This is a genomic window from Verrucomicrobiota bacterium, from assembly GCA_027622555.1.
In the GTDB taxonomy this organism is placed as follows: Bacteria; Verrucomicrobiota; Verrucomicrobiia; order Opitutales; family UBA2995; genus UBA2995.
In genome coordinates, this window is the sequence record JAQBYJ010000012.1 from 1 (window position 1) to 18951 (window position 18951).

An 18951-nucleotide genomic window follows, 5' to 3' on the forward strand; every position below is an offset into this window, starting at 1 on the left:
TTGGCCGACGAGATCGGGAGAGCTGCCTACCAAGGCCAGCCCGAAAAGACCTGTGAGGAGTTCTTTGAATATAGAGTTTGTTTGTTTCATTTGAGTAATCACTTGGGGTTCAGTTGATTCGATCAGCGACGGTGTTTCATCGCTGTCTAGAATTCGAATGTCTGGTTGATTACTATCTATCCTCCTAACCATTACCGCACCGGTAGCTTCGTCAGTTACATAAAACAACTGACTATCCTTCAACATATGAGCTAATGCTTCATTGATGGAGTAGGCTCCTTTTACGGCTTTGGTGTTGTACCCACGTACGCGATCAACCAAAAAGAAGATCTGTTCATCCGATTGTTCGACTAACTCCGATAAGGTTTCAGAAGCGTCTCCCGCTGGGATGTCATACTTTCTTTTGGCTGGTTCCGTTGCAAGTAGTGCTGGAAGTCCAAGGAACAGAACTCCCAGAACCACCAGCGTATGCTGATTTAAAATCACCAAAGCAATTGTAAGTAGTTCGAGAAGATAGTTCGTGTCCATTGGATAGCTAGCAATGCCAGACATCTAAGGAGACGAATCAGAATGAATTAGGGGTTACGTTAAGGTAAAATAAAGTTTAAGTTTAATGAATAGAAAGAAGAAAAATTAAATATGCAGCCAATCTTGGAACGATGTAAATCATCGGACAACGATTAATCTCCAAATCTGCTCCAAAATTCACTTCCAAGCAGAGTCATATTTCGATTCAAAAGACAATTTACTAATAAGCCGGTTTTAGAACCACTTTATCGTAGTTGCCTCTCTCGACAACAATAGAACCATCTCCGGCCAATAGCCGGATAAATGCCTCCACGTCCTCGACCAGAAAACTGCCGCCAATGGACAGATTTTTAAGGTCTTCGCTTTCGACGACGACTTTAATTACATTGTGCTCGTTAAACTGCTGCACCGCGTCCTCGAGAGGCGTGGCATCGAAGAAAAGGCGTGGGCCCTTCCAGGCAAGTAATTCTTCATATTCTTGCATTTCCACCTTGGACATAAGCGGTACGGGACGAGTGCCCTTTGTGGAGATCGTTGCCTGATCACCGGCGATCAAATCCGGGACTATCGGATGAAGGACTCCCGAACGTGGCTCGTTTTCCAAAATATCCCAGGGCTCAACCGGCACCGTATTTACGGATACGCGACCCTCGGTGACGAGGACCTGAACTTCGTCTGGATCGAACCGAACGTTAAATGCAGTTCCAACCGCCTTCACAGAAACGGAGCCCGCATCTACGAGAAACGGACGTGAAGCATCTTTCTTCACTTGGAAGTGTGCTTCTCCGTTAAGCAGCTGAATCTGCCTTAAGTTATCCGTGAAATTAATGTGCACCTCCGTGTTGGCATTCATTTCCATGACACTGCCGTCCTCCAGTACAATTTGCTTATAGTCATTCAAAGTAGTCCTGTAGGAATTCGGTGAAGGAATCTCAATCTCCGTCATTTTGTCGACCGCCACCCCTATTCCAAGAGACAGTGCGATCACGGCTGCAATGGAGCTCGCAACAGCGAACAGCTTTTTGCGCCCTCGCTGTTGAATTCGAGTGCTCTTCCCCAGAATATCGGGATCGGGACATAAGTTAGGATCATCCTTCAAATGGCGCAGTTGCTGGAGACGGCTCCAGGTAGCCTGCATGTCTTGAAGAGCAATTTCGTGGCGAATATCTTCGGCCTTCCAGGCGTTAAATTCCGCTTCCCGGCCGGGATCCCAGCCTTCCTCCCCTTCGACCAACCAATCGGAAGCAAGCTTCCTTATCTTCAATTCTCTGCGGGTTAAACTGTCTTTATTCTCGAACATTGATAATTGATAAACTTCAACTTTTTAAGGGTTCATTTGGTCTTCATACCGGGACAAATAAGCGGCACTCTTGCGCATCCCTTTGGCCAATTGAGCCTTAACGGTATTTGCAGAAATGCCCAGCTCTTCGGCAATTTCCATGCGGGAATACCCATATATCATTCGTAATGTCATGATCTGACGACAACGTTTTGGCAGTGTTTCCACAGCTCGTATAAGTAAATTAATTTCATCCCTCAAATTTACAGACTCTTCAATATCAGCCCTATCATCTATGACGGATAAGTCGGGAAATTGGGTTAGACTTTTAAATTGAACCACTTTTGTCCTGCGGAAAAGATCGTACACAATATTGCGCGCAACAGTATACAACAAGGCCCTGGGCTCCTTTATTTCTCTTTCCTCTCGAACTTTCAGTAGTCGGGCATACGCCTCCTGAATAATGTCGTCGATATCCTCAAGCGTTGGAAATTTATTTTTCAGATACGCCCGGATCTCAGGCTCATAAATCTGGATTTCCCTGGCAAACCAGTTGTCGCGTTCTGCATTGGCCATAAGTAAGTTCCTAAGTGAAAAAAATATCGGTTCGAAAAGTGGTACTCACTAAAATTTCAGAAGAACAAAATGGTCAAGCGGGAATTGAAGGACCCGGTTCGCCAAGGTGTGATTTTGAAAGATGTCAATATCCGAGCCAGCGAATCCAACGAATACCCAATGGCGAGTGGTTGATCTTTCCGTACCGAATTCTTTGGGCTGATTCACTACAGAAAAAGTCACCTCCTCCTTTTGTAGGAGACAGGCAACTTTAGTCGCGACCCGAAGGTTTTTGATTTACGAGTCGCGAATAAATTTGCTCCTACACTTCGGCCATCCATTCGTTTCTGACATCAATAGTACCGAGGTCTTGACCGACAACGAAGTGAAAAACAAAACTAGTGATGCTTTGTGCTCCATCGATATTGAATCGACCTCTGATCTGGAGGACCTCGCAAATAAGTGCCTTGGGATTATCGAAGTCTAATTAGTCTGGGGTTTGATTAGGGATTGCTGGACTACATGGTATTTGCATAGTCCAAGAAAAAAGGCGGCCAGCTTCTCCAGGTTTTATCCGATTTGAAAATGCTCTTCGAAGATTTGAAAACCAAATGCAGCCGAGCGATGAAAGTTTTCGCTCTCATACTCTGGTCTCTGGCATTGATGAGTTGTTCGGTCGAAAAGAAAGGTTTTGTTTTCAAATACAGTAACTCACAACCCGAGCAGGCACCGCGGAGCCAATCGATGATCTTCTTTGAAAAAGAGTTGGAGGCACGCTCGGGTGGTCGCATCCAGGTCGAGAACTATTTCGGAGCTGTTCTGGGAAACGAGCGTGAAATGATGGACATGGTGGCGATGGGCACACTTCAAGGAACGCGGGGCGGGCTCTTCATCGACGCCAATCCAAAATACGCGATCTTCATGCTTCCATTTCTGGTGGAGGACTGGGACCAGGCGTTGAAGCTGATCAATAGTGATTTCACGAAAAAAATAAATGAAGAGGCTAGATCGAACGGTTTCCATATCCCGGCCACAGGAATTTCCCAGGGGTTCCGCGCACACACCAACAGTGCTCATCCACTGAAGTCACCGAACGATCTGAAGAGTCTGAAAATGCGGGTGCCTCCGCAGGAAGTTTATGTTTTGACCGCTCGTGCATTCGGAACCAGCCCGCAGGAAATGCCTGCCTCAGAGATTTACCAGGCGCTCAAAACCGGCGTTCTCGACGGACAGGACAACCCACCGTCAAACATATGGGATTATAAGATTTTTGAAGTGCAGAAATACATGACCGTGGCCAACTACTCGACGGGTCCGGACCCGTTCATGGTAAATCTCGATTGGTATGAATCGCTTCCAGACGATCTCAAAACCATTTTCGACAAAGTCGCCATTGAAACGATCGCCTATTCCGACAAACTGAATCGCGAAAGTGAATCCAATTACATCCAACAACTTTCCGAAAAACTGGAGGTGCACTTTATCGAGGAAAAAGAATTGGAACAATTCCGGGCACTGGTGGAACCCGTGTATCAACACTTCATCGACAAGGGTGTTTTCACCTGGGACGATGTGAAAGAAGCACAAACCGTTGCACGAGGGAAATAGTCCGACACTGCTCCCCTGACGGCCATTTAATTAACCTTCCTTGCCCCTTTACTTATCGACCAAAGGAATAGGTCCAACTTTGTGTTGAACAGCATTTGATTATTTGCCACTCCTCTTTTGTCCTCCAACTGTTGCGTATCAGATCTGGAGAATGGCTTGGTTGACCTCATTTTTGTAGGAGCAAACTTGTTCGCGACTTTTAAATCATAGAGTCGCGATTAAAATTGCTCCTACATTTTGGAGAGAAACCATTGAAACGGTAGGCATTATCAAATTATCTCATGGGAAAAATCGTAGCATTCGAAAAGTGGCTGACACGGATCCTGGAATGGATACTCGCCGCAACTTTTTTCGGATTTTTCCTGCTGATCATTATCTTGGTCATTTTGCGTTACGTATTCAACACAACCATCATCGGCACAAATGAAGGTATCGTGATTGCATTTATCTTCACGACCGCGATTGGCGGAGCAGTGGCAATTTCCAGAAGGGAACATATTGCGATCACCTTCTTCGTCGACAAGCTACCGGACCACATCCGTACCGGCATCGACATCCTGGGCCTGGCTATGGTTGCTCTGATTAACGCCGTTATGGTGTGGCAATCGATTTACTGGATCGGACGCACGGGCGGATTCATGATGCCGGCCATGCAAATGCCCCAATGGGTTGCGCAAATAAGCATTCCCATAGGCTGTAGCCTCGCCATCGTTTATTGCCTCCTCAAAATCGCGATTCTGGCATCGGGAAAAGCCACCAGGGCATTGCAACCAATGGCTGAAAGCCAAAAGGAAATTTAAGGACGCCGGTGATCATTCTTCTAGTCAGTCTTTTGGTTCTCCTGATCCTCGGAGTGCCCATCGCCTATTCGCTCGGCTTGTCCGCCATGATGTATTTTCTCATTGAGCAGCCTGACCTGATAGCGATCCTGCCTCAGCGGCTTTTTTCGGGGATGAATAATTACGCGCTCATATCGCTGCCACTCTTCATCCTGATGGGTCAGGTCATGAATTCGAGCGGAATCACCGCGCGTTTAATTGATTTATCGCTGCTCTTGGTTGGACGGTTTAGGGGCGGCCTGGCTATGGTCAACGTGTTTGCCAGCATGATCTTCGGCGGTATCTCAGGGTCCGCCACATCAGACACCGCCTCGATCGGATCGGTGCTGATTCCGGAGATGAAGAAGCGTGGCTATCCGGTGTCCTTCGCCAGCGGAATCACCGTCGCATCCTCAACCATGGGTATGATTATTCCCCCGAGCGTCCCGATGGTTCTCTATGCCATTGTCGCCCAGGAATCGGTTGGCCGCTTGTTTCTTGGAGGGCTAATACCCGGCCTCATGATCGGCGTCTTCCAATTGTTCATCGCTTCTACCTTGGCGCGAAAGCGAGGGTATCCGCACGAGGAAGTGCAAAGGAAATGGCCCGATATAACCCGGCAGATTCGCCGCTCGGTCTTTGTGGTTATCATGCCACTCTTCGTCGTTGGATCTGTGGTGCTCGGAATCGCAACCGCCACGGAAGCCGCCGGCCTGGGTGTGCTCTACGCATTGATAGCCGGTTTCTTTATCATCGGCAGGAGATCGATAAAAGACCTCCCGGAATCGCTTCGGTCGGGAATCATAACCAGCGCCAAGATCATGATGATAATTGCGTTTTCCCAACTCTATGTGTGGGTGCTGGCGTTGGAGCGAATTCCCGACCAGCTCGCCCTCTTTGTCTCCAGTCTCGATCTCGGGCCGGTGGCGATACTTCTTCTAGTAAGTCTTATTGTTTTAGTGGTCGGTACTTTCATTGATGTGAGCCCCGCCATACTTTTGTTGACGCCAGTACTACTGCCTGCCGCCCAGGCTGCTGGCGTTTCGGGAGTGCAGTTTGGTGTGGTTCTGGTATCCGGTCTGGCGGTTGGGGCCTGCTCGCCTCCAGTAGGAAACTGCTTGAATGTGTGCGCCGCGATTTCCCGCATTGGTATCGGATCCATCTTTTATAGCGCGGCTCCATTCCTGTTTGCGAATGTCTTGACGCTATTTCTTATCAGCGTCATTCCCGATCTTGTCCTTTGGCTACCTTCGTTACTAATGGAATGAAAAAAAACACTATTATGAAAAGAGTTGGATTCATTGGTTTGGGCGACATGGGAAGTGCCATGGCGGGCAATGTCATTAAATGCGGTTTCCCCGCAGCGGGTTTCGATCCCGATGAAAAGCGTCTCGCGACCTTTGCAGATGTCGGCGGGAAACCAGCGGCAAATGCGAGAGAAGTGGGTGAAAACGCCGACGCGGTTTTCGTTATGGTGCTGAACGGGAATCAGGCCAAATCAGCCATCTTCGGTGAGGATGGGTTGGTTAAAGGGCTGAAGCCAGGCAGTGTAATCATCTTGTCTGCCACGATCAAGCCGAGGGAAGCCCGTGAGATTGCCCGGGACCTGGAAGGAACGGGTATCGACATGATAGATACGCCGGTAAGCGGCGGTCACGCGGGAGCCTTAGCCGGAACTTTGACGATGATGTCCGCGGCCCCGAAGGAAGTTTTTGACGCCCATCAGGATGTACTAAACGCAGTCGGCGGGAAAATCTTTCACGTCGGGGAAGAGCCGGGCATGGGGCAAACGGTTAAGGCCGCGTTGCAGGCGCTGATAGGTTCCATCTTCGCGGCAACTTTCGAGTCAGCGGTGCTGGCCGCCAAATCAGGGGTACCCGGAAAAGTTTTGTATGACGTGTTTACCGCCAGTGGTGCAGGTTGTCAGATCGTAAACAATTCACTGCAAAATATCCTTGATCGGGCGTTTGTAGGAACCGGCAGCCACATCGGAACAATGTATAAAGATCTGACCATTTCCATGGAACAGGCTCTTGAGCAAGGGGTACCTCTTTTCACCTCCGCAGCAGCTATGCAATTGTTTCAGGCCGGGAAGTCACGTTTCCCCAATGAAGACAATTGGGCGGTAACAAAGGTGCTGGAAGAAATAGCCGGAACAAAGGTGGTCTGGTAATAATTTAAGAAAATCCCAATGGCAAAACTAAGTGTTATAACAGATGGTATCAGTCGTGATTTTGAGCATGCACTCCGGGTTCTGACAGAGTTCGGACTCGAATATGCCGAGCTTCAATTCCTATGGGACAAGGAGGTAGGCGATCTGGACGCCGGGGAGCGTCAGCGGGCGCTCGCTCTGCTGAAAGACCACGGGCTGAAAGTGTCCTGCATTTCCCGCCATATTTTTGGAGGTATGCCAGTGATGCCGACCCAAGTTGGTGACGCGCTTCACACCAAACATATGGATTCGTTCAAACGATGTATCGAGATGGCGCACCAGTTTGGCTGTGGCGTCGTTCGAACCATGAGCGGCAGCAAAGAAATGATTCTGTTTGGCACCAACGGCGCTGAAAAGTGGAACGTTTCGAACGGAGCATGGGAAAAGATTTTAGAGTTGCTTGAACCGGCGGTTCGGCTTGCTGAAGCCGAAGGCATAACGATGGTGGTTGAAACCGGAAACAACGCCATGATCACATCGGCCTGGCTCGGTCGCCGAATGATCGAAGAGTTGGGAAGCAAGCACTTGAAAATTCTCTGGGATCCGGCAAACAGCCTTTATTGCAACGAGCAAGCATGGCCGGATGGTTATGAGGCGCTTAAGGGCGGTTACCTCGGACACCTGCATATTAAAGATGTCATCGTAGATATACCTAAAGCGACAGTTCAAGTGTGTGAACTGGGCACCGGCCAACTGGGACCACAATTGGAACCGATAGCAAAGGCGTTAAAGGCTGACGCTTATGACGGAGTCATTTCTCTTGAGAGTGTTTATCATCCGGACGGTGGCACCTATGAGGACGGCTTCAGAGCTTCGATCGCCCGTTTCAAGGAGTTGTTCGGTTAGATAATCGACACTCATGGACCCATCACGAACAGTTTTGGAAATGCGTGATATCCGGAAAACCTTTCCGGGCGTCGTGGCCCTGGACCGCATGCACTTTGACCTGCGTGAAGGGGAGGTCCATGTACTTCTCGGAGAGAATGGCGCAGGTAAATCGACGCTCATGAAAATTATCAGTGGTGCTTACCGCAAGGAAAGCGGGCAGATATTTCTGCACGGTGAGGAAGTTGAAATAAAAGGACCCAGGCATGCGCAGGAATTGGGCATCGGTATCATTTATCAGGAGCTCAACCTGGTTCCTCACCTCACGGCGGGGGAGAATATTTTCCTCGGCCGCGAACCGTGCAAAATTCCAGGCGTGATAGACCAGAACACAGTCTTCGCATCCGCCCAGCAAATTCTTAATAACCTGGGTGTTTCGATCGACGCGCGGTCGGTTGTCAAAAATCTGGGAGTGGCCGAGCAACAAATGGTAGAAGTCGCAAAAGCTCTATCCCTCGATGCCAATATTCTAATTATGGATGAACCGACGTCCTCATTGACGGAGCAGGAGATCGAGGAGCTGTTTAAGGCTATCCGCCGATTGCAAGAAAAGGGAGTCTCTGTCATCTATATTTCTCACCGGATGGAGGAGGTTTTCGAAATCGGTGATCGCGTAACGGTGTTTCGTGATGGTCTTTATATCGGCACCAAACAAATTGGCGACGTGGACCGCGGAGAGCTGATTCGGATGATGGTGGGCCGCTCACTAAAAGACCAGTACCCCAAACGAAAAACGAATCCGGGTCAGGAGATTCTACGGGTGGAGGGGCTGACTCGCGACGGAGTGCTGAAGGATATCAGCTTTTCTCTAAAGCGTGGTGAAGTGCTGGGGATTTCCGGCCTTATGGGATCAGGACGCACCGAACTGGCGCGAGCCATTTTTGGTGTGGATGCATTTCAAGCAGGTAAAATCGAAGTGCATGGAAAAGAGGAAAGATTCAAATCGCCCCGGCAAGCCATCGGTCGCGGTCTTGGATTTTTAACTGAAGACCGCAAGTCGCAGGGACTGGTTTTGGTGCTCTCGGTAAAAGACAATATTTGTCTGCCCAGCCTGGACCGGTTTTCGCGGTTCGGAGTGGTGAACGAAGCCCTCGAAAATGAAGTAGCGGACAAGTATCGCCGTGATCTCCGAATTAAAACGCCAACCCTCAGCCAACAGGTGGTTCATCTCAGCGGTGGAAATCAACAGAAAGTCGTCCTGAGCAAATTGCTGTGTACGGAATCGGATATTCTGATCTTTGATGAGCCGACGCGGGGGATTGACGTGGGTTCCAAGGTGGAAATTTACGAACTGATGAATGAGCTGACGGCCCGAGGGGCAGGCATAATCATGATATCATCCGAGCTACCGGAAATCCTCGGGATGAGTGATCGGATTCTGGTCATGAGTGAAGGGAAACTAGCCGGGGAATTTACCGCAGAAGAGGCGACTCAGGAAGCGATACTACATTGTGCGATAGGAGGCGATTGAAACACTTGGGTAAATGAAAGCCAAAGAGTACATTTCGCATCACGCCCGACAATTGGGAACTTTGCTTGGTCTCCTGGGACTGTGCCTCATCCTCTGGATAATGACGCCTCATTTTCTAACGGTGTCCAACCTGTTGAATGTGGCCCAGCAGACTTCCATCAATGCGATTATCGCGGTGGGGCTAACCTTTGTCATCATTACCGCGGGGATTGATTTGTCGGTTGGTTCCATTCTGGCGTTTGCCGGTGTGGTGTTAGCGTGGGCACTCGAAGCCGGTGCTCCCCTACCCCTTGCACTTTTCCTTGGTCTTGGGGTTGGCACCTTGAATGGATTGGTAAATGGAGTCTTGATTTCTTACGGGCGACTGCCGCCTTTCATTTCCACTTTGGGCATGATGAGTGTGGCGCGCGGATGTGCCCTGCTCTTCTCGGACGGGCGGCCGATTTCCGGTTTCTCAGAAAGCTTTCGCTTTTTGGCAACCGGCGAAATTTTATATATTCCCGTTCCCGTTATTATTACCGGATTGGTTTATATCGCGGCGCACTTTGTTTTAACCCGAACAAAATTCGGACGCTACGCCTACGCCATCGGAGGCAACGAGGAGGCCGCCCTTTTATCGGGGGTGAATGTGAAGCTTCAGAAAGCAATGGTCTACGGATTATCCGGATTGCTCAGTGGCCTGGCGGCTATCATTTTAACAGCGCGTTTAAATTCGGCACAACCCATCGCCGGCATCATGTATGAGCTCGATGCGATTGCCGCAACCGTTATTGGTGGCACCAGTCTGATGGGCGGCCGGGGAACGATCATTGGAACGCTTATCGGGGCACTGATTATAGGGGTGTTGCGCAACGGTCTGAACCTCCTCGACGTTTCTCCTTATATCCAGCAGGTTGTTATTGGCTCGGTAATTATAATAGCGGTTTTGGTGGACACCGCTTTGAAAAAGAAAAGTAACTAGAAGGAAAAAAATGAAAAAATATTTGCAGATTTTAATGGCGATTGGACTGGTCGGTCTGGTGGTTTCGTGTAACCGAGGGAAACAGGACGATGACGGAAAACCGACAGTCGCGTTGGTCCTGAAAACATTAAACAACCCCTATTTCATCGATATGGAAAAGGGCGCACAAGAAGCGGCTGACCGTCTGGGCATTAACCTGATTGTGCAGGCTGCCGATCGGGAGCTGGATGTGGAACGTCAGATGCAGATTTGTGAAAACCTGATTCAGCGCAAAGTCGATGCACTCTGCGTAACACCCAGCGGTACGCGTGAGATCATCCCGGCCATCGTCAAAGCGAACGCGAGCGGAATTCCGGTTATAATAGTCGATACCCAGGCGGACCTGGAAGCGCTGGCACAAGCAGGCGGGAAGACGGCCAGTTTTATAGGTTCGGATAATTACGAAGGAGGCAAAATCGCCGGTGTATTTCTTGCAGGTCAACTAAAAGGAAAAGGTAAAGTGGCCATTCTTGAAGGCATCCCCGGACACGAAACAGCGGACTCACGAAGAAAAGGATTTCTGGAAGCAATCGCAGCGAGCCCGGGAATCGAAGTGGTCACCTCGCAACCTGCGAATTGGGAAAGAGATCAGGGCTTTAACGTTTTCCAAAATATGCTACAGGCCCATTCAGACATCACGGGTCTTTTTGCCGCCAGCGACCTAATGGCCTTAGGAGCCATGGAGGCCATCGCAGCCGCAGGAAAAACCGGACAAATTACGATTGTTGGATTTGATGCGCTGGACGAAGCGAAAGAAGCCATTGAAAAAGGAACTATGGCAGGAACCATCGCTCAGCATCCCGATGAGATGGGAAAAGCAGCCATTGAGAATGCATACAAAATTCTGCAGGGAGAAAGTATCGAAAAGCATATCGCGGTGAGCATCGAATTGGTCACAAAATTAAAATAAGAGGGACGCCTTTCAAAAAGGATACCTGGCTATTTCCAAGCCCATTTTATTTCGTTTACCGGCTCAAACAACGAACCATCATTTCTCGCATGGCCTCGGGTTGCTCAGTCGGGCGATTGAGGATTTCTTTGAAACCACGCAGAAACTCTTTCTGAAAATCAACCAGGTTCTTGAGCGTAAGTTTTCCTAGGGGTGCTGCGAGACGTCCCAGATACCACGGATTTTGGGTGAAGACATTGAACGATGATTTGCCGACCTCGCCTGCAAAGGCGTTTGCGTGAATGATGGCAGCTTGATCGAGGCTATTCTTGTCGAGCCCACGGGGGCCCACCCGTATTTGGCCACTTAAGAGCAATGCTTTCATCTGGATCATGAGACGGTTGCGATTTTGTAAATTTGAAAGCAATGGTCGGGAATCCTTGGAAATGAAGAAGTAGCGGCGCAGTGAATCGAGCGTCCACTCGAGATTCATGGAGTAGAAGGCCTCCACGGTTTCGAAGAAATCACCTTCTCCGAAGTTCGGCACCAAGGAATTGAGCAGTTCTTCCGAAACGGGTTCTCCGGTGTCGCCAATGTAGGTGGCCAGCTTACGTACCTCGGTCATGGCCAATCGGGCGTTTCCATTGATTTTGCCCAAAAGAATAGTGACCAGATTAAAGGGAAATTCGATACCCATCGATTGGGCTTCCTTCTGAACAAGCTCACGCAAGTGCGCCTCCTGCTCGGCGGGTTTGCCGGAATCGGCCAATATGTATTTCGAGTTTTTCTCGCACCATTTCAGAAATGCGCGACGACGATCAACCGGGGATGCGGACAGAAGAACGGTTACCGAGTTTGGATCGAGGGAGCTTAATAGCTCTTTCAAGCGCTCAACTTGTTTGAGCGTGCCATCGGCACGACCCGTGACCGAATCTGCGAAAAAGGTGATATCTTTAAACCAGACCACCTTCTTGTCTCCGAAGAGGGAAAGCGTCTGCACGGCCGAGCTGAAACGATTCAACGCATCTTCCACTTCCCCTACATTGCCAGCAGCACCATTTATGACTTCCAAACCAAACTCGGGATCGGCCACGTCTTTACTCAAATCATCAAAGGTCGCCTTCGCCTCCCGGGAAACCCAGAAATCGTCAGTACCGCAGATAAAAGTGAAATTGCTCATAGTTGAAATAATAAGCGCCTACTTGATCGCCTTTTTCAACAACTGTCTCCGCAAAAAATCCTGCGCAACACCGACGGTGCGTTCACGGACGATGTTTCGGTTTCCCCGCAGATCGAGTTGTCGAGCGATAGAGCCATCCGGACCAGCTAGACCCACAAAGACCATGCCAACCGGCTTCTCGGGTGTGCCGCCGCCGGGGCCAGCGATTCCGGTAGTCGAAAGCGCCCAAGTGCTATGAAATTTCTGTCGAGCGCCTTCAGCCATTGCACAAGCAACTTGTTCGCTAACGGCTCCAAACTCGTCGAGATCGTTTTGGGATACCCCGAGCATTTCGTGCTTGGCCAAATTGGTATAAGTAATCGATCCCCCTTGAAACACATCTGAACTGCCTGGAACTGCCGTGATGGCAGCCCCGAGTAATCCGCCGGTACAAGACTCGGCAACCGCGAGCGTTTCATTTCTTTCACGCAGTAGATCCAGGATAACGGGTGTAATGCCACGAATTCCGTGGGTTAAAAAATGACTGCCTAATTTTTCTATGCACACCCCGGCGAGGCCTTGCACGAGGTCCAGGGAAGTACCTCCGGAAATAGATGAGAGACGAACGTCGACCGTACCGTAATGTGCGCAAAACGCTACATTGATATCCGAGTGTTGATTGAGGATGGGATCCAACTCCAGCTCCAGAGACGATTCGCCGATACCCGAAGTTTGAAAACTGATGATACGCGCCGCATCAGCCAGCCTCCCTTCTTTACCAAGTCGGGGAAGAACCTGATTCTCAAACATGGGATTCAACTCCCGCGGTGGCCCAGGTAACATAATAAGCAGTTTCCCGTCTTTCTCGAGCCAGAGACCGGGAGCAGTTCCCTGAGCATTCATGATGATGTCTGCACCAGCGGGGTAATAGGCCTGCTTCTTGTTGTTGACCCCCATCACACCTTTGAAAGATTTGAAGCGTTCGCGAATGGCCTCTTCGACTTCCTCGCTGTAAAGCAGCTCAAGGCCAAGCACCTCTGCGATAATGTCGCGAGTGCGGTCGTCAGAAGTGGGGCCCAGCCCGCCTGTGGTGATAACGATGTTCGACTCCTTCCAGCACAGTTCAAAATTGCGGCGGATTTCCCCTGCCTCATCGCGACAGACAATATTGCGATTGGGAGGCGCACCCCGAAAAGCCAATTGCTCGCCGAGATAGGTAAGATGTCCGTTGCGGGTAAGCCCCAATAGCAGTTCGTCCCCAATGGTTATGAGGTCAATAATAGGTGAAGTGTTCAAAAGGTGGTCTTTACTTGTAAACTTTGGATATTGAGAAAGGTTAACTAAAACTGGAAACTATTCCTTCATGGCCGCACCCGACCAGTCAAAGTTAAAGGAGATGGTACGAAAACTACCTCATTCTCCAGGTGTGTACCTGATGAAGGACCAGTTGGGTAGCGTGATCTATGTTGGAAAAGCGAAGGACCTGAAGAAACGCGTTTCCACCTACTTTCAAGCATCAAGAAAACAAATCTCCCATCCAAAGATTCGAAGCCTGGTCACCATGATTCACGACTTCGATATCATTGAAGTGAAATCGGAAACGGAGGCGCTTCTTCTCGAGGGCAAGCTGATCAAACAATGGAAACCCAAGTACAATACGGACTTTGTTGATGATAAACGCTTCCTCCTCATCCGCCTGGACGTTCAGGGAAAATTTCCGAAGTTCCAGCTAGTTCGCAACCAGCGCGACGATACGGCCCGGTATTTTGGCCCCTTCGCCTTTTCGGGCTTGCTGAGGAAAACCTTGTCGGAGATGCGCTTGAAATTTGGTATTCTCTTAAACGACACCACGCCCAAGGAACAAGAGGATGGTCGCTTTCGCCTCTATGACGATGCCCGCGGCGATATTTACGGACACTCGAATTTTGTAACGCCGGAAGATTATGCGAATAGGGTCGAAGAAGCCTGTGAGTTCCTCGAAGGAAAGGCCAAGGTCTGGTTAAGCGATTTAAAAGAGGCAATGCAACGGGCTGCAGACGGCCAGAACTATGAGCGAGCAGCTGAGCTGAGAGATGTGGTGGCTGCTCTTGAAAAAACGATCACCAAGGATAGGCGGTTCAAGCGAGCTCCACACATGGTATCTGATAGTGGATACGGGATGAAACAGCTTAAGAAAATTCTGGAGCTCCCCAACCTTCCAAGACTCATGGAGTGTTTTGATATTTCACATATTTCTGGAACCTTCGTAGTCGCTTCCATGGTACACTTTGCCGATGGGAAACCGGCTACCAACCAATACCGACGATTCAAAATAAAGAGTTTTGTGGGTAATGATGATTTCCGTGCAATGGAAGAAGTGGTAGGCAGGCGTTATCGTCGATTACATGAAGAGAAGAAGCCGTTTCCAGATTTGGTGGTGATCGATGGCGGAGCCGGACAGGTCGGTGCGGCAATGAAGGCATTTATGATTCTGGGAATCGAGCCACCGGCATTAATCGGACTGGCGAAGAAACGAGAGATAATCATTTTTCCAGACGACAGGAAGCCTTTGAGCTTAATGCCTCAGTCCCCTGCCCTAAAACTCTTACAAAGGATTCGCGACGAGGCACATCGGTTTGCAAATTCGTTTAATGCCGAACTAAGATCAAAGAAAATTCGTGAGTCGATACTCGATGATTTTCAAGGTCTGGGGAAAGTAAGGCGTGCAGAACTGATGAAGCACTTTCGATCACTTGAACGACTGAAAAAGGCGAGCGTGGAAGAGATACAATCGGTTGAAGGTTTCGGGCCGAAAATGTCCACGAAGCTTTGGGAGTTTTTGCAAGAGTCATTTAGCGAAGCAAAAATGAGTAGTCGAAGTGAGTAAGCTAAGAAATAAATAATCCCCGGGGCAAGCCCTCGACCTTGCGGTCGCCAGCCGCTTCGCAGCTGCGGGGTATTTGAGATTTGATATTGGAAATTTTAGAACGCCGCTAGCGGCAGGGTATTAGACCCGTGCCGAACAAAAACGTCAGAAAATAGGGTTAAATATTTTCCGCGCCTAGAAGATTGCTCTCGCAGAATTATGCGTGCACCGTGGTTTGCTTTTAAGCGAATTCTGCCAACCTACCAACTAAGTCACCGGCGGAGCTTTTGAGGAATGCAAAATCGAAAAAGAGGAAAACTGGCCCGGAGGGTTCGCGTTGCTGGCAATGCGGTAAGAGAAGGTTTCAAGCGGAATGCATTGGAATTGTTCCCCATTAAAAAGGAATTGCAGCGATACAATGCTCAAAAAGGGTTAGGTGATCTGCGGGCCGGTTTCAATGTTGCGCTGTTGGCGTTCCCCCAAGGGATGGCATACGCACTGATCGGTGGGTTACCAGTTCAATACGGGATCTACTGCGCGGCGCTCGCAAGCATATTTGGGCCGCTGTTTTCGGGCAGCCGTTTTATTGCTCTAGGTCCAACCAATGCAACTTCGGTGATGCTCATGAGCACTATCGGAGGCATGGTTTTGATATCGGACAAATTGGAGGCGATGCCTACGCTACTCTTACTGGTTGCGATGTTCCTTATTCTCGGTGCTCTCCTTGGGGTCGCCAATCTGATTCAATATATTTCCAGAAGTGTGGTGACCGGCTACATAACAGCAGCGGCAGTCCTCATTATCGCCAATCAGTTGGATAGCGTCATGGGTTTTGAGATTCAGGGCGAGAGCACTTTTATCAGTGTATTGGAGAAGACATTTAAATCGGTTGATCTGGTCAATTGGCCCTCAGTGGCCTTGGGAGTAATCACTTTGGCATTGTTTTTATTCCTGGTTAAGAAACAGCCGTTGCTGCCGAATGTGGCGATCACTTTGGCAACCATGTCACTGGTCGGTGTCTTGTTTAATAACAACGGATACGGGTTGGTCCTGCTTGATCAGGTGCCAATGGGTGTGCTCCCCGTCAGTTTGCCAATTCCAAGATTCGACCTCATCGACCAGCTCGCACCAGGGGCACTGGCAATTGCATTTCTGGCAATTTTGGAAGGATCCTCCATAGGAAAGTCATTGGCCGCACGGGCAGGCGGACGCATTAACAGTAATCAGGAAATGCTCGGGATGGGTGCAGCAAATTTAGCAAGCGCTTTTGTTTCCGGGATGCCCGCATCTGGATCGTTAACAAGGTCCGTGTTGAATTACACGAGTGGAAGTAAGACCGCGCTATCGCATATCCTAAGCGGATTTCTTTGTTTGGCAGGGGTCCTATCGCTGGGACCATTGATTGGCTATATCCCAAGAGCAGCTCTTGCAGTAGTCGTTATCGGAGTCGGTATTTCATTAATCAACAAACACCAGATCAGGATCGTAACAAAATCGACGAAAACCGATGCGCTTGTGTTTTTCGTGACTCTGGTCTCAGGACTCCTATTTAAGTTGGATTTTGCGATTTATTTAGGGACCGGCACCTCGATTGTTTTATTTTTACGGAAGGTGAGCATGCCGGAGTTAATAGAATATACATTTAACGATGAAGGCAATCTGACCGAGCTAACCCATAAGAACAACCGAGCCGAAGAACATATTTCGATCGTACATGTGGAGGGAGAATTGTTTTTCGGTGCAGCGGAATTATTCCGAGATCAGATTCGCATAGTGAGCGAAGAACCGAATCTGAAAGTGATCATTCTAAAAATGCGGAACGCGCATCATTTAGACGCCACAACCATGATGGCCTTGGAAGAATTAATTCTCTATATTCGGGAACGAGGTCGACGACTGATTGTGAGCGGTGCCAGGAGAGATGTTTATAAAGTTTTTCGGGATTCGGGGATTCTGTCGGTGGTTGGTCGTAAAAATTTTTTCATGGACCATGTTTCCAATCCAAACTTATCCACCGCGAATGCGCTGAGGCGGGCCCAGGAAATCATCGGCAAAAAATCGGCAGAAATTAGAATCTACACAGATCCGAACAAAAGCAAAGACCGCAACTAAAGTTCAGTGTATTTGTCCGCCCTACCCTTTGCTTTTTCAACAGGGTATTTTCGGGCATTAATCTTCATCTTATTCTGGATGATCGTCGCAACATCCATCTCGACCATGTTAGCGAATTCTAGAGAAAAAATAAGAATGTCCGCCAACTCCTCAGCGATCTGTTGGCGCTTAGTAGCGTCCTTCAGTAAATCAAAGGAATCGGAACCATCTTTCCATAAAAAGGGTTCCATCAGCTCAGCAGCCTCGGCAGCAATAGCCATAGAAAGGTTTTTGGGTGTGTGGAATTGTTCCCAATCGCGCTCAACAGCAAAATCCTTGATTGCCGTCTTGAGTTTTTGAATCGTGATTTCCGAGTCTTGATTGGACTGCATTAAAAATATCTCCTTTACTCAAAAATAATTGTGGACATGGAGTGAAACTATGTTCACTAATCGATAATTCCTCGAAATTGAAGCATATCCTAGAAAAGACGGAGTAATTCCCGTTTAAGACAACTCTTTTTCTCACATTTCATTATGGCAAAAGTAGCAAAACCTAAAACAGCCTACGGAGACGACCGCAGGGCGAATCTGGATCTGGCAATATCCGCAATCAACAAACAATTCGGCGATAACGCCATTATGCGCCTGGGAGAATCACCCAAGCTCAACGTGTCCTCCATTTCAACGGGATCAGTCGCGATCGATTTGGCATTGGGCATCGGCGGACTTCCCCGGGGTCGCATTTGTGAAATCTATGGCTCGGAGTCTTCCGGTAAGACCACTATGTGTCTTAGCCTCATAGCAGAAGCTCAGAAAAACGGTGGAACAGCAGCCTTCATCGACGTAGAACATGCACTCGATCCAAAATATGCCCGTATCTTAGGGGTAGATTTGAGTGAACTAATGATTTCGCAGCCAGAAAGTGGTGAAGATGCCCTCAATATAACTGAAACTCTCATTCGATCAGCCGCTGTGGACGTTATCGTCCTAGATTCTGTTGCAGCATTGGTTTCACGGGTAGAACTCGACGGACAAATGGGCGACACAACTGTCGGACTTCAGGCAAGAATGATGAGCCAGGCCATGCGCCGATTAGCGGGCGCCATCAACAAAAGTAATTGTATTTGCCTTTTCACAAACCAAATACGGGAAAAAATTGGTATTATGTTTGGAAGTCCTGAAACAACACCAGGTGGCCGCGCATTAAAATTTTTCGCGTCTGTCAGGATGGATATTCGCCGTATAGGTCAAATAAAGGATCCTACAGGAGTAGTGATAGGTAACCGAACCCGACTTAAAGTTGTAAAAAATAAAGTGGCCGCTCCCTTCACGGAATGTGAATTTGACATCATGTATGCCGAGGGAATTTCGAAGACCGGTTCTTTGGTTGATTTAGGCGTTGAACATGGGATACTGGAGAAAAAGGGTGCATGGATATCATATAAGGGCGATCTCATTGGACAAGGTCGTGAGGCAGCGAAACAGCACTTGATGGATAATCCAGACCAACAGGATGAAATTAAGAGCGCCATATTGGAGAAAGTTAATATCCCTGTTGGAAATGTTATTGCGTCCAAGGAAGAGGAAAAGGATGAAGGTGAAGATTAGA

At 48.8% G+C, this 18951-nt stretch carries 17 protein-coding genes; 11 read left to right on the forward strand and 6 right to left on the reverse strand.

Features of this window, described 5'->3' with window-relative positions:
* The 3 genes from O3C43_05045 to O3C43_05055 form a co-directional block, all read right to left on the reverse strand.
* Positions 1-528 (reverse strand): STN domain-containing protein (locus O3C43_05045; protein MDA1065849.1); only part of this gene is annotated, 528 nt, incomplete at its 3' end.
* A gap of 220 nt (positions 529-748) precedes the next feature.
* The gene (locus O3C43_05050) at positions 749-1828 is read right to left on the reverse strand and encodes a FecR domain-containing protein (GenBank protein ID MDA1065850.1); all 1080 of its coding nucleotides are present in this window, start codon (positions 1826-1828) and stop codon (positions 749-751) included.
* 24 nt (positions 1829-1852) lie between these two features.
* Positions 1853-2383 carry a sigma-70 family RNA polymerase sigma factor gene (locus tag O3C43_05055; GenBank protein ID MDA1065851.1) on the reverse strand — a complete coding sequence of 177 codons (531 nt, stop codon included), beginning with the start codon at positions 2381-2383 and terminating at the stop codon, positions 1853-1855.
* Positions 2384-2947: 564 nt separating this feature from the next.
* Between O3C43_05055 and O3C43_05060 the strand changes: the two genes are divergently transcribed.
* From O3C43_05060 to O3C43_05095, 8 genes are all read left to right on the forward strand, one after another.
* Positions 2948-3970 (forward strand): TRAP transporter substrate-binding protein, encoded by a 1023-nt coding sequence (locus tag O3C43_05060; GenBank protein MDA1065852.1) that lies wholly within the window; start codon positions 2948-2950, stop codon positions 3968-3970.
* Between the two features lie 281 nt (positions 3971-4251).
* The gene (locus O3C43_05065) at positions 4252-4770 is read left to right on the forward strand and encodes a TRAP transporter small permease (protein MDA1065853.1); all 519 of its coding nucleotides are present in this window, start codon (positions 4252-4254) and stop codon (positions 4768-4770) included.
* Positions 4771-4778: 8 nt separating this feature from the next.
* A complete protein-coding gene (locus O3C43_05070) occupies positions 4779-6056 on the forward strand; it encodes a TRAP transporter large permease (GenBank protein MDA1065854.1) in 1278 nt (425 codons plus the stop codon).
* A 14-nt stretch (positions 6057-6070) separates the two neighbouring features.
* Positions 6071-6961 (forward strand): NAD(P)-dependent oxidoreductase, encoded by an 891-nt coding sequence (locus O3C43_05075; protein ID MDA1065855.1) that lies wholly within the window; start codon positions 6071-6073, stop codon positions 6959-6961.
* 18 nt (positions 6962-6979) lie between these two features.
* Complete coding sequence (locus O3C43_05080) at positions 6980-7846, forward strand: sugar phosphate isomerase/epimerase (protein MDA1065856.1); 867 nt, start codon at positions 6980-6982, stop codon at positions 7844-7846.
* 13 nt (positions 7847-7859) lie between these two features.
* Entirely contained in the window at positions 7860-9356 is a 1497-nt protein-coding gene (gguA, locus tag O3C43_05085) for a sugar ABC transporter ATP-binding protein (GenBank protein MDA1065857.1), read from the forward strand.
* A gap of 13 nt (positions 9357-9369) precedes the next feature.
* Positions 9370-10317 (forward strand): ribose ABC transporter permease, encoded by a 948-nt coding sequence (locus tag O3C43_05090; protein ID MDA1065858.1) that lies wholly within the window; start codon positions 9370-9372, stop codon positions 10315-10317.
* Between the two features lie 10 nt (positions 10318-10327).
* Positions 10328-11266: a sugar ABC transporter substrate-binding protein gene (locus O3C43_05095; GenBank protein MDA1065859.1), complete on the forward strand. Its 939-nt coding sequence runs from the start codon at positions 10328-10330 to the stop codon at positions 11264-11266.
* A gap of 55 nt (positions 11267-11321) precedes the next feature.
* Here the strand turns inward: O3C43_05095 and O3C43_05100 are convergent, their stop codons facing one another.
* Positions 11322-12425 (reverse strand): DNA polymerase III subunit delta, encoded by a 1104-nt coding sequence (locus O3C43_05100; protein ID MDA1065860.1) that lies wholly within the window; start codon positions 12423-12425, stop codon positions 11322-11324.
* Between the two features lie 18 nt (positions 12426-12443).
* A complete protein-coding gene (locus O3C43_05105; GenBank protein MDA1065861.1) occupies positions 12444-13700 on the reverse strand; it encodes a competence/damage-inducible protein A in 1257 nt (418 codons plus the stop codon).
* A gap of 67 nt (positions 13701-13767) precedes the next feature.
* Between O3C43_05105 and O3C43_05110 the strand changes: the two genes are divergently transcribed.
* Together O3C43_05110 and O3C43_05115 are read left to right on the forward strand one after the other, a co-directional pair.
* The gene (locus O3C43_05110; protein ID MDA1065862.1) at positions 13768-15270 is read left to right on the forward strand and encodes an excinuclease ABC subunit UvrC; all 1503 of its coding nucleotides are present in this window, start codon (positions 13768-13770) and stop codon (positions 15268-15270) included.
* A gap of 273 nt (positions 15271-15543) precedes the next feature.
* Positions 15544-17361 carry a SulP family inorganic anion transporter gene (locus O3C43_05115; GenBank protein ID MDA1065863.1) on the forward strand — a complete coding sequence of 606 codons (1818 nt, stop codon included), beginning with the start codon at positions 15544-15546 and terminating at the stop codon, positions 17359-17361.
* Here the strand turns inward: O3C43_05115 and O3C43_05120 are convergent.
* Complete coding sequence (locus O3C43_05120; GenBank protein ID MDA1065864.1) at positions 17358-17732, reverse strand: nucleotide pyrophosphohydrolase; 375 nt, start codon at positions 17730-17732, stop codon at positions 17358-17360. The two genes, O3C43_05115 and O3C43_05120, sit on opposite strands and share 4 nt — an antisense overlap.
* 144 nt (positions 17733-17876) lie before the next feature.
* Here O3C43_05120 and recA point away from each other — a divergent pair, with 144 nt between their 5' ends.
* Positions 17877-18950, forward strand: a complete 1074-nt coding sequence (gene recA / locus O3C43_05125) for a recombinase RecA (GenBank protein ID MDA1065865.1) — start codon at positions 17877-17879, stop codon at positions 18948-18950.
* Position 18951: the final 1 nt, after the last annotated feature.

Coding starts and splice junctions, on each gene's coding strand:
- O3C43_05075 (MDA1065855.1), top strand. CDS start 6,071: ATGAAAAGAGTTGGATTCATTGGTTTGGGCGACATGGGAAGTGCCATG.
- recA (MDA1065865.1), top strand. CDS start 17,877: ATGGCAAAAGTAGCAAAACCTAAAACAGCCTACGGAGACGACCGCAGG.
- O3C43_05065 (MDA1065853.1), top strand. CDS start 4,252: ATGGGAAAAATCGTAGCATTCGAAAAGTGGCTGACACGGATCCTGGAA.
- O3C43_05050 (MDA1065850.1), bottom strand. CDS start 1,828: ATGTTCGAGAATAAAGACAGTTTAACCCGCAGAGAATTGAAGATAAGG.
- O3C43_05055 (MDA1065851.1), bottom strand. CDS start 2,383: ATGGCCAATGCAGAACGCGACAACTGGTTTGCCAGGGAAATCCAGATT.
- O3C43_05110 (MDA1065862.1), top strand. CDS start 13,768: ATGGCCGCACCCGACCAGTCAAAGTTAAAGGAGATGGTACGAAAACTA.
- O3C43_05090 (MDA1065858.1), top strand. CDS start 9,370: ATGAAAGCCAAAGAGTACATTTCGCATCACGCCCGACAATTGGGAACT.
- O3C43_05100 (MDA1065860.1), bottom strand. CDS start 12,425: ATGAGCAATTTCACTTTTATCTGCGGTACTGACGATTTCTGGGTTTCC.
- O3C43_05060 (MDA1065852.1), top strand. CDS start 2,948: ATGCTCTTCGAAGATTTGAAAACCAAATGCAGCCGAGCGATGAAAGTT.
- O3C43_05095 (MDA1065859.1), top strand. CDS start 10,328: ATGAAAAAATATTTGCAGATTTTAATGGCGATTGGACTGGTCGGTCTG.
- O3C43_05120 (MDA1065864.1), bottom strand. CDS start 17,732: ATGCAGTCCAATCAAGACTCGGAAATCACGATTCAAAAACTCAAGACG.
- gguA (MDA1065857.1), top strand. CDS start 7,860: ATGGACCCATCACGAACAGTTTTGGAAATGCGTGATATCCGGAAAACC.
- O3C43_05080 (MDA1065856.1), top strand. CDS start 6,980: ATGGCAAAACTAAGTGTTATAACAGATGGTATCAGTCGTGATTTTGAG.
- O3C43_05115 (MDA1065863.1), top strand. CDS start 15,544: ATGCAAAATCGAAAAAGAGGAAAACTGGCCCGGAGGGTTCGCGTTGCT.